Genomic DNA, 16,356 nt, shown 5'->3' with positions numbered 1-16,356 from the left:
TAAGTGAAACCAAAGACAGACCGTGGCTTCCCCGACAGGCAAGCCATCGTCGCCTTCATCAAGGCAAATCCAGGGAAGGTTGGGACGCGCGACATTGCGCGCGAGTTCGGCCTGAAGAATGCCGATCGCGCCGAGCTCAGGCGCATGCTGCGCGAGCTCGCCGACGACGGCATCATCAAGAAGAAGCGCCACAAGGTCTCCGAGCCAGACGTACTGCCGCCGACGCTGCTCGCCGACATCACCGGCCGCGACTCCGACGGCGAGCTGATCGCCTCCCCCGCCGAATGGGACGAGGTCGAGAACGGCGAGCCGCCGAAGATCCTCATCGAGATGCCGCGCCGGCCGAGGCCCGGCACCGCCGCCGGCGTCGGCGACCGCGCGCTGCTGCGCGTCGAGCGCAGCGATGACGACGAAGGTCCCGCCTATCGCGGCCGCATCATCAAGGTCATCGACAAGGCCAAGAGCCGCATCCTCGGCGTCTTCCGCAGCCTGCCCGAGGGCGGCGGACGGCTCGTCCCCGTCGACAAGAAGTTCGCCGACCGCGAATTGAACATCGCCAAGACCGACACCGGCGGCGCTGAGGATGGCGACCTCGTCAGCGTCGACATCGTCCGCACCCGCGGCTTTGGCCTCGCCTCCGGCCGGGTCAAGGAGAAGCTCGGCTCGGTCAAGTCCGAGAAGGCGATCAGCCTGATCGCGATCTACGCCCACGACATTCCCTTGCAGTTCTCCGCCGCCGCCGAGCGCGAGGCGGAAGCGGCGGAGCCGGCCAATCTGAAGGGCCGCGAGGACTGGCGCGACGTCCCGCTCGTCACCATCGATCCGCCCGACGCCAAGGATCACGACGACGCGGTGCATGCAGAGGCCGATCCGGATCCCAACAACAAGGGCGGCTTCATCGTCAACGTCGCCATCGCCGATGTCAGCTTCTACGTGCGGCCGGGCACGGCGCTCGACCGCGATGCGCTCGACCGCGGCAATTCGGTCTATTTCCCCGACCGCGTCGTGCCGATGCTGCCCGAGCGCATCTCCAACAATCTCTGCTCGCTGGTGCCGGGCGAGCCGCGCGGCGCGCTGGCGGTGCGCATGGTGCTCGGCCCCGACGGCCGCAAGCGCTCGCACAGCTTTCACCGCATCCTGATGCGCTCGGCGGCCAAGCTCGCTTACGCGCAGGCGCAGGCCGCGATCGACGGACGCCCCGACGACACCACCGGCCCCCTGCTCGATCCGATCCTGAAGCCGCTCTATGCCGCCTATGCCTGCGCCAAGCGCGCGCGCGACGAACGCGATCCGCTCAATCTCGACCTGCCCGAGCGCAAGATCCTTCTGAAGAACGACGGCACTGTGGACCGCGTCGTGGTGCCTGAGCGTCTCGATGCACACAAGCTGATCGAGGAGTTCATGATCCTCGCCAATGTCGCGGCGGCGGAAGCATTGGAGAAGAAATCGCTGCCGCTGATCTACCGCGTGCATGACGAGCCGACGCTGGAGAAGGTTCACGCGCTCGCGGAATTCCTGGAGACGCTGGACGTTCCCTTCGCCAAATCGGGCGCGCTGCGGCCCACCACGTTCAACCGCGTGCTGGCCCAGCTCGAAGGCCACGATTATTACCCGCTGGTGAGCGAGGTGGTGCTGCGCGCGCAGGCGCAGGCTGAATATTCCTCGGAGAATTACGGTCACTTCGGCCTGAACCTGCGCCGCTATGCGCATTTCACCTCACCGATCCGCCGCTATGCTGACCTCGTCGTGCACCGCGCGCTGGTCCGTGCGCTCGGCCTCGGCGAAGGCGCCCTGCCCGACAGTGAGACGCCGGAAACCTTGAGCGAAGTCGCCGCGCATATTTCGCTGACCGAGCGGCGCGCCATGAAGGCGGAGCGCGAGACCGTCGACCGCCTGATCGCCCATCATCTCGCCGACCGCATCGGCGCCAGCTTCCAGGGCCGCGTCTCCGGCGTCACCCGCGCCGGCCTGTTCGTGAAGCTCTCCGAGACCGGCGCCGACGGCTTGATCCCGATCCGGTCCCTCGGCACGGAATATTTCAACTATGACGAGGGCCGCCATGCCCTGGTCGGCACCCGCAGCGGCACCATCTACCAGCTCGGCGACGTCGTCGACGTCCGCCTGATCGAGGCAGCTCCCATCGCGGGCGCGCTGCGCTTCGAGCTATTGTCGTCGGAGAGCGACAGCGGCCCGCGCCAGCGTAGGCCGCTCCGTCCGCAGCGCAAATCGTCCAAGCCGCATCCCGGACGCAGCCCGGAGCGAAAACGCAAGCCGGAGAAGCAAAAGTCCGGCAAGGGAAAGAAGGCCAAAGGAAAGAACAAAGGCAAGGGCAAGAAGGGCAAGGCGTGGTGACGATGGGGACGGCCCCGAAGATCTGGACGCGCGAGAGCGGCCTCGTCGAGAAGCGCGACGTCATGACCGCAATGAAGCGCGGCTTCCGCGGCCGCTGCCCGCGCTGCGGCGACGCCAAGCTGTTCCGCGCCTTCCTGAAGACCGCCGATCATTGCGCCAAATGCGGCCTCGACTTCACCCCGCACCGCGCCGACGATCTGCCCGCCTATCTCGTCATCGTCATCGTCGGCCACATCGTGGTGCCGGCCGTTTTGTGGATTGAGACCAATTACACCACGCCGGTCTGGATCAGCTTCGCGGCCTATCTGCCCTTCACCTTCGTCGCCTCGCTCGCGCTCTTGCAGCCCGTCAAAGGAGCTGTGGTCGGCTTGCAATGGGCTCTGCGCATGCACGGGTTTGACGACAACCCTCCCGATGGTATTCCGCCTGTGTAAGCACGTAAAAGAACGGTTCGGGTGAGGACATGACCGATATTTCGCAGGCCGAGGAGAAGACCAGGGTTCACGAGGAGAAGGAGGCCGATCATCATCCTTACTTCCGCCCGAAGGATGCGGCGACGCTGATCCTGGTCGACCGCAGCGGCGCCATTCCGAAAGTGCTGGTCGGCAAGCGCCACGACAAGGTGGTGTTCATGCCGGGAAAATTCGTCTTCCCGGGCGGGCGCGTCGACAAGGCCGATTATCGCGTGCCCTGCGCTGCGCCTATCACCGCCGAGCTGGAAGCCAATCTCGCCAAAGGCAGCCCGAAGACGCCGGCCTCGCGCGCGAAATCGCTCGCCGTTGCCGCCATCCGCGAGGCCTGCGAGGAGACCGGCCTCTGCCTCGGCCGCAAGGCCGAAGGTAGGGTGCCGAAGCTCGAAGGCCCCTGGCAGCCGTTCGCGGATGCAGGCCTACTGCCCGATCCCTCCGGCCTGTTCCTGATCGCGCGCGCGATCACCCCGCCCGGCCGCGTCAAGCGCTTCGACACGCGTTTCTTCACCGCCGATGCCTCCGCGATCACCCACCGGGTCGAGGGCGTGATCCATGCCGATGCCGAACTGGTCGAATTGGTCTGGGTCGAGCTCGGCTCGAAGCCGCTCGCCGATCTGCATCCGATGACGCGCAACGTGCTCAACGAACTCGACACCCGCCTTGCCACCGGCCCGCTCCGCCACGACGCGCCGGTGCCGTTCTTCCACTTCTACGGCGGCAAGATGCAGAAGGATGTCTTGAGTTAGGTCGTCCTTCGGCGGCGTTATGGGCCTCTCTCCTTCGTCATTCCGGGGCGCGCCCTTTTGGCGCGAACCCGGAATCCATTGAACTGCGGAGACGGTGGATGAATGGATTCCGGGTGCGCGCAGCGCGAGCCCCGAATGACGGAAACGTGCTGAGCGCGTCGCGAAAAACAAAAAATTCTTCCCGCCTCCCCCGATGGCGGAGTTCCCGTCCGCACCTATGTCTTTTCGAACGACAATGAAGAAGGACACCGGGCGATGGCACAACGGCAACTCAAGCTTGGCGCGTTCATGCGCCCGATCAGCATCCACACCGGCGCCTGGCGCTATCCCGGGGCCTGGCCCGACGCCAATTTCAACGTCTCGCACATCAAGACGCTGATCCGAAAGCTCGAGGCCGGCAAGTTCGACGCCTTCTTCATGGCCGACCACCTCGCCGTGCTGAACATGCCGATCAACGCGCTCAAGCGCAGCCACACCGTGACCTCGTTCGAGCCGTTCACCCTGCTGTCGGCTTTGTCAGCCGTGACCGAGCGCATCGGCCTGATCGCGACCGGCTCGACCACCTTCGACGAGCCCTATCACGTCGCGCGCCGCTTCGCCTCGCTCGACCATCTCAGCGGCGGCCGCGCCGGCTGGAATATCGTCACCACCTCGAACCCGGACGCGGCGCTGAATTTCGGCCTCGACGATCACATGGAGCACGCCGAGCGCTACAAGCGCGCCCGCGAGTTCTACGACGTCGTCACCGGCCTGTGGGACTCCTTCGCCGACGATGCCTTCGTGCGCGACGTCGAGAGCGGCCTGTTCTTCGATCCCGCCAGGATGCACACCCTCGACCACAAGGGCAAATACTTCAAAGTGCGCGGCCCCCTTAACATTGCCCGCCCGGTGCAAGGCTGGCCCCTGATCGTGCAGGCCGGCGCCTCCGAAGACGGCAAGCAGCTCGCCGCCGAGACCGCGGAAGCGGTGTTCACCGGCGGCGGCAGCCTCGCCGACGGCCAAAAACTCTATGCCGACATCAAGGGCCGCATGGAGACAATCGGCCGCGACCCCGAGCACCTGAAGATCCTCCCCGGCGCCTTCGTCGTGGTCGGCGACAGCGTCGATGAGGCCCGGGAGAAACGCGCTTTGCTCGACAGCCGCGTGCACTACGACAGCGCCATTGCCTCGCTCTCCGTCATCCTCGGCACCGATGCCTCCGGCTTCGATCCCGATGGTCCGCTTCCCGAGATACCCGAGACCAATGCCAGCAAGAGCGGCCGGCAGCGCCTGGTCGATCTCGCCGCCCGCGAGAAGCTCACCGTGCGCCAGCTCGCCCAGCGCGTCGGCGGCTATGGCGGCCTGTCCTTCGTCGGCACCGCCAAGACCATCGCCGACCAGATGGAGGAATGGCTGGTCGGGCGCGGCTCCGACGGCTTCAACATCATGTTCCCGTTCCTGCCCGCCGGCCTCGACGATTTCGTCGACAAGGTGGTCCCGGAGCTGCAGAAGCGCGGGATTTTCCGCAAAGAGTATGAAGGGCCCACCTTGAGGGAGAATCTGGGCCTACCGCGGCGGAAAAACCGGTTCTTCGAGGCCTAATGGGCCCGATTTGAGCGGTTTCTGCCCCCTGAAACCTTGACTTCCCGCCGTTTCTGGCTAGGTTGCCGGCCAACGCGGGCCGTTTGGCCGGCTCCAGATTTCCCCTGATATTCTGAGGTTCAGAACATGGCCAAAGCGGTCACCATCAAGGTCAAGCTCGTGTCCTCGGCCGACACCGGCTTCTACTACGTCGCCAAGAAGAATTCGCGCACAATGACCGACAAGCTGGTCAAGAAGAAGTACGACCCGGTCGCGCGCAAGCACGTCGAATTCCGCGAAGCCAAGATCAAGTAAGATCGCGGCGCAGCGCCAAGGAATTTGCGGGGCCCTTGCGGGCCCCGTTGTCGTTTGGGCTCGCGTCTGCCAGGGGCAAGCGATCAGGCGCTGCGCAGCATCGAGAGCACGAGACCCGACCGTGGGCTCCGACCGTCTCTGCGGAGCGATTCTGGTTTGCTTTGTCGCGGAGGGCCCCGATGACGGCGCGCGGCGACAACACCGGCCGCACGCCTCCGAGCGCTCGCCTGCGACACTCGGGCGCGAGCTAGGAACCCGCCTGAGCCACACTTGTTGAGCCACGATCACCGGGCGGTTATCTTTCGAGAGCGAACCAGCCGCGTTGCCGCTCAGCTGACATGATGGGAGAAATCATATGCGCACCGCCCTACTCATCGTCGTCATGGTCATCGGATTTTCTTCCGCAGCAAAGGCTGAGCGTGAATATCCCTGGTGCGTCTTTGGCGGGCACCTCGGCTATCCCGGCGAATGCATGTATTCGACGCGAGAGCAATGCCTGGCCTCGGCGTCCGGGCGATGGAACATGTATTGCGATGTGAACCCGCGCGTGAGGTTCAAGCAGCCGGCTCCGCCCCGGCAGCGCTGATCGTGGTGCGCACGCTTGCCTCGTCGTCGTCTTGATCACCATGTCCGCGCCCCCTCCTGCCGCAGCACAGCGCTTCGGCGCGTGGTGTGCCTTCAGAGCTGGCAACGGGGCTACACCGCCTTCAGCACCGGCGCCGGCGGCTGCGACGGCTTGATCAGCGCGAACGCGACCTGCACGATGCCGCCGGCCAGGCCGAGCGCGACGCCGATGCGCCAGGCCATGGTGTAGGAGCCGAGCGCGTCGTAAAGCAGCCCGCCTCCGTAGGCGCCGAGAAAGCTGCCGAACTGGTGGCTCATGAAGGCGAGGCCCTGGATCATCGCCTGCCAGCGCAGGCCGAACATCTCGGCGACCGCGCCCGCGACCAGCGGGCCGACGCCCATCCACAGAAAGCCCATGATCGCGCCGAACAGCAGCGTGGAGAACGGGCTCGCCGGCAGCATGAAATACCAGGCGAGTGCGAGCGAGCGCAGGATGTAGATCCCGCCCAACAGCGCCAGCTTGTTCCAGCGCTGGCCGGCCCAGCCGAAGAACAGCGAGCCCAGCACGTTGAAGCCGCCGATCATGCCGAGCGTCTGCGCGCTCAGCATCGGATCGAGGCCGCAGATCGCGAGATATGACGGCAGGTGCGTGGTGAGGAACACGAGCTGCATGCCGCAGACGAGATAGGCGCAGGTCATCACCACGAAGGAGGCATTGCCGAACGCGGTTCTCGCCGCCGTTGCGGCCGTGGCATCGTCGATGTCGTCGGCGGCCGGCTTGGGCAGCGGGATCTTGTCGACGCGGCCGGCATACCACGCGGCCGGGATCATCAGCACCGACATGATGACGAAGCCGGCAAGCCCGACGCGCCAGCCAAAGCCCTCGTTGAGCATCTGTCCGATTGGCGCCGACAGCAGCGCGCCGAGCGAGCCCGCGCCGGAGACGATGCCGAGCACGGTCGAGCGCACGGTTTCAGGCACCGCACGCGCCGCCACCGACATCGCGATCGCCGCCGCGGTGCAGGCGAGCGAGGTCCCGATCAGCACGCCAGCGCCGATCATGATGCTGAGAAGCCCATTCGCCGTCGCCATCAGCGCAAGGCCCGCGATGTACATGAGCGCGCCTGCGATCATGATCGGGCGGAAGCCGTAGCGCACGGTGAGCGCACCGGCCGGCGGCTGCAGGAAGCCCCAGGCGAGGTTTTGCACCGCCAGCGCCAGCGTGAAATCCGAGATCGAAATGTGGATGTCCTGCGTCAGCGGCTGCATGAAGATGCCGAGCGACTGCCGCAACCCCATGCTCAGCGTCAGCATGATCGAGGCGCCGATCAGGATCGGCAACGTCGGACGCAGGACCTGCAGCAGAGGCATTTTCTTCTCCCTCTTGGGCGCGGCGCGCCTGCCGTCGTCTGCTTTTGCCGATGTTTTTGGGTACACAGACCTGTGTACTTAGGCTATGGATGGACGCGGCTGTCAAGCGAACAGGACGCATTACGCTGCATGGCTCCCCCGCCTCTCCCACAGACGATGAAAGAGCGGATCCTTCAGACCGCCGACAAGTTGTTCTATCTGCAAGGCATTCGCGCCATCGGCGTCGACACCATCGCGGCCGAGGTCGGCATCAGTAAGCGCACGCTCTACAACCACTTCCCGTCCAAGGACGCGCTGATCGCGGCCTATCTCGAGCGCCGCTTCGTCCACGCAAGCCCCTCCGACAAGCCGCCCGCCGAGCAGATCCTCGCCACCTTCGATTCGCTGGAGCGGCGCTTTGCGGCCAAGGACTTTCGCGGCTGCCGCTTCGTCAATGCGGTCGCCGAGCTTGGACCTCAAGACCGCGCCGTGAAGAAGATCGCGATCGCCTTCAAGGAAAGCCGCCGCCTCTGGTTTCGCGACCGGCTAACCGAGCTCGGCGTTGCCGATGCGGAGGCACTGGCGACGCAGCTGGTGCTGCTGGTCGACGGCTCCATCGCGCAGGACTTGGTGCGTGATGACCCCGCGATGGCTAGGGCCGCGAAGGAAGCGGCGAAGGTGTTGTTGCGGAATGCGGGGGTGGATGTGGGGGATGATGCGAAGCCGGCAAGATCAGGCGGATAGCGCGCTTCCATGCTATTTTGGGTTGGCCTCCAGGCCCCTGCAACAGTTTCTTGCGTCCGCGCTGGCGATCAGATGCTGAGCCAGATTTCGAGCGTCCTCGCAGGGCCGGAGATCTTGACCGGCTTGACGCTGGAGCGGCCGAGCGCACGCAGGTCGGCGGCAAGAAGCTGGGCGGCACGACCGTCGTCGTCATTGTCGGGATAACGGACCTCGTTGTAGCCAATTGCCTTGGTCGTGCGCTCCTCGCCGGGGATCGACCAATCGAGCAGCTTCAATTTGCCCACGATCGCCTTCACGTCCTCGCGCGCCATGCCGGCGAACTGGACGAGGACGGTGCGGCCGGCCGCGACCGGCCAGTCCAAGGTGGGCTTCAAGCCGGCGATCAGTGCGCAGCTTTGTGACTTGTCGGTGCATCCGCCCAGCGTCTGCGCGGCATCAGCCACCACGCGCCGCACCGCGGCCTTGATGTCAAGCCAGCGATCAGCGTCCCAGCGCGCCTTGGGAACCGCGGCGAGCAGGGTCAGGACGTTGACCCGCACCTCGGCGTCGAGCGTCGCAAAGGATTTTGCGATGGTCGTGATCGCCTCGACCAACGGGCGAAGGTCACTCTCGGCCGCACCGGGCGCACGGATGGCATCGAGCAACTGCTGCATGGCGGCGCGACGCGCGGCCCTGTCATCGCCCGTGGCCTGGCGCAGCGCCGCGGACAGGTCACGGCCGACCTCGGTGGTGGGGTTGACGAGCTGCGCGGAGGATTGCGTCGCGATGTCGGCCGCGCGCACCGCTTCGCCGAAATCGACCTTGGCAAGACGCTCGATCGCCGAGACCCGCACCCGGTACAGCTCGGGCTGAAACAGCGACAGCGTGGGGCTGCCATCGGCCTGCGGCATCAAATAAGCCTCGACGACGAGGCTGCCCGGATTGTCGGGATTGGATGCGACCAGCACCTTCCAGAACTGCCGCGGCACCGTAATGCCCCCCAACGTCGGATCATCCGCCGCAAGCACCGGGCCGGCGAAGATGGCCACACGATCCGACGCCGCGCTGAACTGCTCCCGCGCGTAGCGCTCGGCGGCTGCCCAGAGACCGCGATTGAAGGAGGGATATTGGGGCGTCACATTGGTCATCACGGTCGTGAGCCCGAACGCGATGCGGCCGGCTTGTTCCGGGTCGTTGGGAAAGCCGTCGCCCCAGGCAATGTCGCGGGCGTTGACGAGATCGCCACGATCGAGACCGCTCCCGCGGAACAGCGCAGGCGCAATCTGAACGTCCGGCGGCACGCGCGGGTCCAGGCGGAACTGGTCGCGCATTCGCACCAGCGGCACGATCCGCGAACGCTGCAGGTTGACGGCGCTGATGACAGGCATGCGCCGCACCCGGTCGAGCACGATACTGAAATTGAGAGAGGCGAGCGGCCGCCCCGCGTCATGGGCGCTCTCCCTGGCCGCGCCCGTGAGCTTCGGCATCGGGATGGTGATCGCTCCGCTGCCGACCGTCTGCGACCGGGCGGCCAGGAGGGTGGACTGCAGGAAATTCTCGTCATAGCCGCGCATCAGCTGATCGTCCGCAACCGGCGGCGCCTGGGGGGCTTGGTCAAGCGCCGCGACCAGAGGCTGCAGAATGGCGGGGACGCTGGCGGCGTCGATATGGCCTTGGTCGCGCAGGCGTTGCAGCAGCTTGGCGACCTCGGCCAAGGCGGCCTGGCGGGCATCGAGCTGATCCTGTCGCTCGCGCGCCTGACGGGCCTGCTCGGTCAGGTTTTCCTGCAATTGCTTGTTGCTCGCGATCAGACGCTGGTTGAGATCGCGGTTGGCCTCCAAGGCGTCCGTCACCTCGTGAAGCGTCTGTGAGCGCTGGACCAGGAGCCAGGTGACGGCGCCGCTGAACACGAGGAGTGCCAGCACTGCCGCGCTCAAAAAGCCGATCTTCCAGCGGCTGTCCTGCGTCTCGGCGAGACGGCTGGCCTCGACGAGAGCACGGACGTCATCGTCGTCGCCTGCGAAACGCTCGGCCTCGCGCAGCGCATCGCCCTTGAGCAGCCAGCCGCGGTCCTTGCCGCTTGCGCGCCACTGCCGCGCGCTCGCCGCGATACGGACCAGTGCACGGCTGCGTGCGAGGTCCCGATCCTCCTTTTCGGCGGAACTCTCGATGTGACCGGCAGGAGCAAGCGACGCCGCCGCCGTGTCCAGCTCCGGCGCTGACAATGCCGGGAGCGCCCAATCCCCCTCGCCGCGCGTGATCAGCTCGGCCGTCCAGAAACGGAGGATCGCCTGCGCCTTGCGCCGCTCGCGCGGCTCGATGATGATCCGGCCGGTGGCCGCCGCGGCCACCAGAAATTCCTTGATCGCAGCCGTCGTCACACCGCCGATCGACTGGTCCTCAGCACCGGGCTCGGGCAGCATCCGCTGATGCTGCTCCTGGAGCGCCTTGAACGAGGGATATCCGGGGCTCGCAATCTCTGCCATGGCGCGGTCAGGTACTCGCCACGACGCGCGCAAGCTCGGCGCAATTGCGCTTCAGCGCGCTGTCGATCTTCAGGAACTGCTGCTGTGTCTCGAAACGAAATTCATCGAACGGCTCCAGCATGGCAGCGGCGAAGGCGTCCCTGTCGTCGCGCGCGGCCGTCGACAGCGTCCGCTCCAGCTCGACCAGCGCAGTGTCCACCTGGCGGGCCAACGCCTCCAGCCTTTCGACGCCGATGCCGGCATCGGAGGCGGTCAGAATCGGGATGCGCGGCCGCGCGACCTTCCAGCGGCTGGTGAATCTGTTGAACGCCCGCGCCGTCTCCAGGTGGAAGGCACCGCCGAGCGCGTAGAGGGAATTGTCGACCTCCTGCCATCGCGAATGCTCGAGGATTCGTAGTCGCAGTGCCAGCCGCAGCGCCTCCATCACGTTGATCGCCACCGGTCCGGCCGCGGCCGCGCCTGCGGCGATCGCACCCCGCAACCGTTCCAACGGGCCGTCGAGCACGCTGCGGGCCCTGTCGACGATGAGCTGATTGAACTCGTCGAGCATCGGATCGATGGTGCGCGCGGTGTCCTCGAGCGCCGCGTCGGCCGCGTCGAGATCGGCGCGCGACAGAGCCAGCTCGATGCGTTTGGCACAGCCGCCGATCAGCGTGATCCCCGGCTGCTGGGCCGCGCGCACCAGACTGTCCGCCGGCAGCTCGGCGAGCGCGTCCTCGAGCCGTCCGCGCGCGGTATTGAGCAGAGCGAGAAATTGCCGAAGGTCCTGCTTGAATTCACGCACCTTGGCGGGAGCGGCGTCCTCGGGCACGCGCGGCGGCGGGTTGTTCTTGACCTGATGGATCGCCTCGTGAAGCCCTTTGTAGCATTTCAGTTCCTTCACCGAGGCATCTAGCTGCCTTGCGAGCGCCCTGTCGCCCAGCAGCGCGGCGACCCCCGCGGCGTTCTCGCCGAGATACTGCACGGCCGCATCGACCGTCACGGCGAACGGCCGGTCGGCGACCTGCAGCTCCGGAAAGAGCGCGGTCGCCAGCTGCCGCAGCTCGGGGCTGCAGCGGGGCGACGCGAATACGAAATACAGGAACACGACGGTAAGCTTTTCGCGTTCGACCAGCGCAATGCTCTGCAAGCCAAGCTCGCGCAATGTCGGCGAGCCCTGGCTTGCCGGGCCATAGAGGTCCGGCAAGTCGCCGAAGCATTTTTGCAGGGCAGCCTGCAGGTCGGCGGTCGTCAGGCAAGCTTCGATCGCCGCGATCAGCTTTGCCTTGTCGGCGGCGTCGAGCGCTTTCGGACCACCTTCCGGACCGGCCGGCGCGGAGCCTGGCGCCCGCGCCGCCTCGCCGGCGGCTGCGCCACCTAGCCCGGCGCGCCGCGGCGCCGCCTCCGCCTTGTCGGCGCATGCGGCGAAGTAGCTCGTACGATCGGGGAATTGCCGGGTCTGCCTCGAAGCATTGCGCAACCAGATCGCCAGGGGAATCTTGTCGCCGACCCAGCCGTGCGCGCTCATCGTCTGCAGATCGGAAAGCGCCTGATCGCTGGGACTCGACTTAATCTGCAGTTGGGCCACGTAGTCGATTGCGACGCCGAACATCAGAAGATTGCGCTTCTCCGGCACGTGGAGCCCGGCCGCGATGACCCGCTGATGTATCTCGGCAATCTCGTCAGGACCGAAGATCATGGCGACCGCCCATCCGGCGCGACCCGCGGCGTTGTCATAAGACCTTCCGCCCTCTCGGCACATCGCGTGGGGACCGCCACGTCCTCGCACATGGCGTCACACGAACCGGATCTGCTCGAACGTCATCAGCGACGCCCCTCCGACGATACCCTCCTCCTCGCCCCCGAGCGGATCGAAGCGGGACAGCCGGCCGAAGGAGAGGCCGCTGCGCGCTTCGATCGAGCGGATCGAGACCTGCGTCGCGGTATGCAGCTGCGGCGAGGTGAAGGCGCCGAACACGAACTCCTCCTCGGGTTGCAGGGTGTCTTCCTGGTTCATTTCGTAGCCGGTGGCGCACAGCTTGCCGGTCTCATCGTGGATGAAGGCAATGATCTTCCAGAACGCCAGCGGAATGCGCACGCCGTACATTTCGGGATCCCTGCGCGCGAAGTAAGGCCCGGTGAACACCGAGATCTTCATGTCGTCCTCGCGGGCGTGCTGCAGCGCGTAGTCCTCCAGCGCGAGCCAGATCGGCGAGTTGAAGGCCTGCATCTGCGGCGTCGCGTTGGTGACGTGCATCGAATCTTCGTTGCCGCGCTTGGATTCGGTCGGAGTACCCCAGCAGGGATCCTCGCGCCGCGTCATGTGGCCTCGGCTGAATTTCGGAGGGCCGCCGTAGCACTCCTTCATGATCTGCTGGGCTTTCGGAATCCGTGGGTCCCATTTCCAGCCCGCCCGTGGGCTCTTGCGTGACTTCTCACCGTTGATGTTGCAGGCGCTGAAGAAGCACATCCGCCGGCTGCGGCTCATCACCACCGAGAAATGTTCGTAGCGTAGCTCGGTTTCCGTGGCGCCGCCAGCCTCGAACTCCAGCACATCGCTGGCATTGCGCGTGACCTCAGGCAGCTCGACCTTGAGCTGCTCGCCGAGGAAAACCGGATCGTAGCCGGCGCGGTCGTCGTAGTCGGCCGCGACGGCCTCAGTTTCGGCGATGAAATCCGGCGGCTCCGCACCACCCGCGCGGAGCGGGCTTCGGCCGCGCGGCACCGCGGGAGCGCCGTCCAGCGCGATCGACACCGTGACCCTGAGCGGAATGCTGAGCGTCGCAGTCGTGCCCCCGCCACGGTTCGGCGTCAGCGTTGCGGCGGCCGCCCCCCGGCCCGTCCAGCCCGGGCCCGCCCCTGGTTCGGGAGCCGGTGACTCGCGCCGGCGCGGCGGGCGGCCGGAGCGGACGTCGGCGAGAATCCGCTTCACGACGTCGGCGCGCACTGCGTAATTGGTGGCGAGGAAACTGCCGCTAAAGTGCAGGCCGATCGCCTGGCCCTTGTCGAGGTCATAGACCAACGAGCCCGAATTGCCGCCGAGCGTGGTGCAATTGTGCCAGATCCGCGTCCCCTCGACCCGCGTGACGGCTCCGGGCGCCAATCGCTTCTTGTTGTAGACCTTACCGTAGATCCGCTCCATGAGGTCGGGCTCGGGGATGCGGCTGTCTTGGGCGGGATATCCGATCGTTGCGACGCTTTCGGTGTTGGTGATGTCGCCGGCGAGTTCGATTGGCTTGGCGAGCCTGGCGTCGCCCGACACCATCTCGATCTCGAAGAAGGCCACGTCCGGCCCGTCGGCATCCTCGATATGCAGTGGCCGGATCAGTTTGAAGACGAGCTTTGCGGGGTTGTCGATTTCCTGGAGAAAATCCACCGCGCTGCTCATCGGCCCCGTCGCGCCGCTGCGGAAGACGAAGCCGTCGCCGCGCCGCGTCGCGAACTCGGCCGCGACATGGCGGTTGGTGACGATGATGTTCTCCGCGACCAGCCAGGCGGTGCCGACGAATCCGAGCGGCGCGCCGCGCAGATCGACGCGGCCCACGGCCGGAATCGCGGTGTCCAAGATCGATTTTGCCCGTGTGAGGCGCTCGCCCCAAATTTGGCTGTCGGCCTGATCGATGAAGACGAGCTGGGTTACGTTCTCCTTGATGGCGAGCACCGGGCGCTGCGTGCGCATCGCGATGCTTTCCAGCTCGACCTGCCGCTCGATTTCCTCGGGCGGTGCAGAGGACTCGGTGACCTCGCCGGTCGCCACCGTCTCGCGAACCTCCTCGGCGAGCTTCGGATCGCTCTCCTGGACGGATTTGTTATAGCCTCGCAGCAGCGCCAGCTGTTCATGCAAGCCGCCCATATCCGTCCTCCGCCCTAAAAAATTGACTTGGTGTAAAATGCGTAACCCGGTGAACGTGCATAGGTTAGCAGTTGCACGCCGTTTGTCGAGATGGCATCATCCGGTACATTGATGATCGCTGCGCATTTTCGAGCATAGTCCGGCAAGGCCGAACCGGTTTTCCGAAACAGATCATGCTCGGCGAAGTTATTGGGCCGGTCCGCTGTGCTCTGCGGAGGCGGGAGGAGCCATGTTGCTCACAGTCGACGACATCCACGCCATCAACGACCAGGCGCTCAAGCTTGGGCTGACGAAGAAGCGCGATCAGCTGATGTTCGGGATCAACATCGAATACATTGCCAATCTTCCGGACCTCAGCACTCCGGCAGACCAGTTGCTGTCCGACCTGCAAAACATGAATGATGACGGTGCGGTGGCCGGCGGCGTCCCGCTCGAACGCTGGCTCCGCAACGCCGCCTATGCCACCAGCCTTCGCCCGGACAAGCAGCAGTTCTTCCGCGAAAATGCCGACAAGGCCGCCAAGGCCGCGGCGTTCGGTGATGCAGCGCCGCCTCCCCCAGCCGTACGCCCGGAACGCATCCTGTTCGAGAGCGACCTGCTGCCGTTCGGCTTCCTGGCCGGTGCTGTACGGACGGGGCGTTCGGTCGCGCGGCTGAGCGTACCGCGCATCGAGGATGGACAGCCGCGGCTGCTCAATTCGGGCAACCCGGCGCTGTTCTTCGGCACCGGATGGCTGATCGGCACGAAGCACGTGATCACCAATCATCATGTGATCAATGCGCGGACCGACGGCGAGGCACCGGCAAGCGCGGGCGATTTCGAGCTGCAGGCCAAAGGCGTGGTGGTGCAATTCGACTACGACGCCGATCAGGCCGAAGGCGAACGGTTGGAGATCGCCGCGCTGACGGCCAGCGACGCGCAGCTCGACTATGCGCTGCTGGAGCTTGCGTCCCTGCCCGCCGAGCGCAAGCCGCTTCCGCTCTGGGCCCGCCCGATCGATCTGTCCGGCGGGACGCGGCTACCCGTCAACATCATCCAGCATCCGGGCGGACACCCCAAACAGATCGCGATCCGCAACAACCTGGCCGCCGCGCTCGAAGCCGGCGAGTTGCGCTACTTCACGGACACCGCGGAGGGATCAAGCGGGTCAGCCGTCTGCAACGATCAATGGCAGGTGCTGGCCCTGCACCGGGCTTCGACGATGTCCTACGGAAAATACAACTACCAGGGCAAGGACACCGCCTGGATCAACATCGGAACGACGATCGCGCGCATCGTCGAGGACCTCAAGGCCAAGGGCAAATGGGATGGCCTCGGGGCGGTGACGGTGTAGTCGGGCCATGGCGATCGTCGTTCAATCTCCCGGTCGGTTGCTGATCTTCAATCGGTTTCCGGCAGCACCGTGGGACGGAACTTCGCTTGTGCCCGACGGAAGCCTTCAGAGCACGCCGAACCGTCGGCATTGGACGCCCTCGACAGAATCGCGATCGCATCGAACAGGCCCATGCGCTGCGTGCCACGTCGAGATGGACAAATCAAAGGATCACTGCCGGGTCCACGCAGCTGACCTGAAGGATAGACAATCGTTAGGGTGGATGATGATTTTCAGCCCCGAGAAAATTCAAGATATCTGCGACGAAGCGATTTCCTTGGGACTTCACAAAGATCGAAGCAAGATGTTGTATGGTCTTCGGAATGACTACGTTGCATCGCTTGATCAACGCAGCAAACCGGGCGAGCAACTACTCGCTGACCTCCAAGCCATGAACAGTGTCAAAACAGTTCTAGGAAGCGTTCCGCTCGAACGCTGGCTCCGCAATGCGGCGTATGCTGCCAATCTAAGGCCGAGAAAGAAGGACTTGTTCATAAATCTTGCAGATGAGGTCGCCGAGGCTGTCCTTCCACCGCCCATGTGTGCGCTGTATCGAACGATCAAGAACTCCTTCGGTACCGTTGAT

At 65.5% G+C, this 16,356-nt stretch carries 14 protein-coding genes; 9 read left to right on the top strand and 5 right to left on the bottom strand.

What is annotated here, in order from left to right; translation table 11 throughout:
• Nucleotides 1–3 precede the first annotated feature (3 nt).
• The 6 genes from rnr to AC24YW_RS19460 all read left to right on the top strand — a co-directional run bounded on the left by rnr (nt 4) and on the right by AC24YW_RS19460 (nt 6,029).
• The gene (gene rnr, locus AC24YW_RS19485; RefSeq protein ID WP_487484249.1) at nt 4–2,352 is read left to right on the top strand and encodes a ribonuclease R; all 2,349 of its coding nucleotides are present in this window, start codon (nt 4–6) and stop codon (nt 2,350–2,352) included.
• Entirely contained in the window at nt 2,346–2,786 is a 441-nt protein-coding gene (locus AC24YW_RS19480) for a DUF983 domain-containing protein (RefSeq protein WP_487484248.1), read from the top strand. Before rnr ends, AC24YW_RS19480 begins: the two co-directional genes overlap by 7 nt.
• Before the next feature lie 29 nt (nt 2,787–2,815).
• A complete protein-coding gene (locus AC24YW_RS19475; protein ID WP_487484247.1) occupies nt 2,816–3,568 on the top strand; it encodes an NUDIX hydrolase in 753 nt (250 codons plus the stop codon).
• Between the two features lie 255 nt (nt 3,569–3,823).
• On the top strand, nt 3,824–5,149 hold the full coding sequence (locus tag AC24YW_RS19470) for an LLM class flavin-dependent oxidoreductase (protein ID WP_487484246.1): 1,326 nt from the start codon (nt 3,824–3,826) through the stop codon (nt 5,147–5,149).
• 126 nt (nt 5,150–5,275) lie between these two features.
• Nucleotides 5,276–5,443 (top strand): 50S ribosomal protein L33, encoded by a 168-nt coding sequence (gene rpmG, locus AC24YW_RS19465; protein ID WP_007603295.1) that lies wholly within the window; start codon nt 5,276–5,278, stop codon nt 5,441–5,443.
• 355 nt (nt 5,444–5,798) lie between these two features.
• Complete coding sequence (locus AC24YW_RS19460; protein WP_025036766.1) at nt 5,799–6,029, top strand: DUF3551 domain-containing protein; 231 nt, start codon at nt 5,799–5,801, stop codon at nt 6,027–6,029.
• A 110-nt stretch (nt 6,030–6,139) separates the two neighbouring features.
• Here AC24YW_RS19460 and AC24YW_RS19455 read toward each other — a convergent pair whose 3' ends face one another.
• Nucleotides 6,140–7,378 carry an MFS transporter gene (locus tag AC24YW_RS19455; RefSeq protein ID WP_487484245.1) on the bottom strand — a complete coding sequence of 413 codons (1,239 nt, stop codon included), beginning with the start codon at nt 7,376–7,378 and terminating at the stop codon, nt 6,140–6,142.
• Between the two features lie 129 nt (nt 7,379–7,507).
• Here AC24YW_RS19455 and AC24YW_RS19450 point away from each other — a divergent pair, with 129 nt between their 5' ends.
• Nucleotides 7,508–8,101 (top strand): TetR/AcrR family transcriptional regulator, encoded by a 594-nt coding sequence (locus AC24YW_RS19450; protein ID WP_487484244.1) that lies wholly within the window; start codon nt 7,508–7,510, stop codon nt 8,099–8,101.
• A gap of 68 nt (nt 8,102–8,169) precedes the next feature.
• Here AC24YW_RS19450 and AC24YW_RS19445 read toward each other — a convergent pair whose 3' ends face one another.
• The 3 genes from AC24YW_RS19445 to AC24YW_RS19435 form a co-directional block, all read right to left on the bottom strand.
• Nucleotides 8,170–10,566, bottom strand: coding sequence for a DNA/RNA non-specific endonuclease (locus AC24YW_RS19445; RefSeq protein WP_487484243.1), 2,397 nt, complete (start codon nt 10,564–10,566; stop codon nt 8,170–8,172).
• A 7-nt stretch (nt 10,567–10,573) separates the two neighbouring features.
• Nucleotides 10,574–12,244: a hypothetical protein gene (locus AC24YW_RS19440; protein ID WP_487484242.1), complete on the bottom strand. Its 1,671-nt coding sequence runs from the start codon at nt 12,242–12,244 to the stop codon at nt 10,574–10,576.
• Nucleotides 12,245–12,340: 96 nt separating this feature from the next.
• Nucleotides 12,341–14,398 carry a DNA/RNA non-specific endonuclease gene (locus AC24YW_RS19435; RefSeq protein ID WP_487484241.1) on the bottom strand — a complete coding sequence of 686 codons (2,058 nt, stop codon included), beginning with the start codon at nt 14,396–14,398 and terminating at the stop codon, nt 12,341–12,343.
• Nucleotides 14,399–14,627: 229 nt separating this feature from the next.
• Between AC24YW_RS19435 and AC24YW_RS19430 the strand changes: the two genes are divergently transcribed.
• On the top strand, nt 14,628–15,731 hold the full coding sequence (locus AC24YW_RS19430; RefSeq protein ID WP_487484240.1) for a trypsin-like peptidase domain-containing protein: 1,104 nt from the start codon (nt 14,628–14,630) through the stop codon (nt 15,729–15,731).
• Nucleotides 15,732–15,778: 47 nt separating this feature from the next.
• On the opposite strand, the gene AC24YW_RS19425 is transcribed toward AC24YW_RS19430, so the two are convergent.
• Entirely contained in the window at nt 15,779–15,904 is a 126-nt protein-coding gene (locus tag AC24YW_RS19425; protein ID WP_487484239.1) for a hypothetical protein, read from the bottom strand.
• 89 nt (nt 15,905–15,993) lie between these two features.
• On the opposite strand from AC24YW_RS19425, the gene AC24YW_RS19420 reads away from it, so the two are divergent.
• A partial coding sequence (locus tag AC24YW_RS19420) for a hypothetical protein (protein ID WP_487484238.1) occupies nt 15,994–16,356 on the top strand: 363 nt, incomplete at its 3' end.

Source organism: Bradyrhizobium sp. USDA3516, from assembly GCF_057651995.1.
Note: the sequence above shows the minus strand (reverse complement) of the source record. Positions and strands in the feature narration are given on the sequence as shown.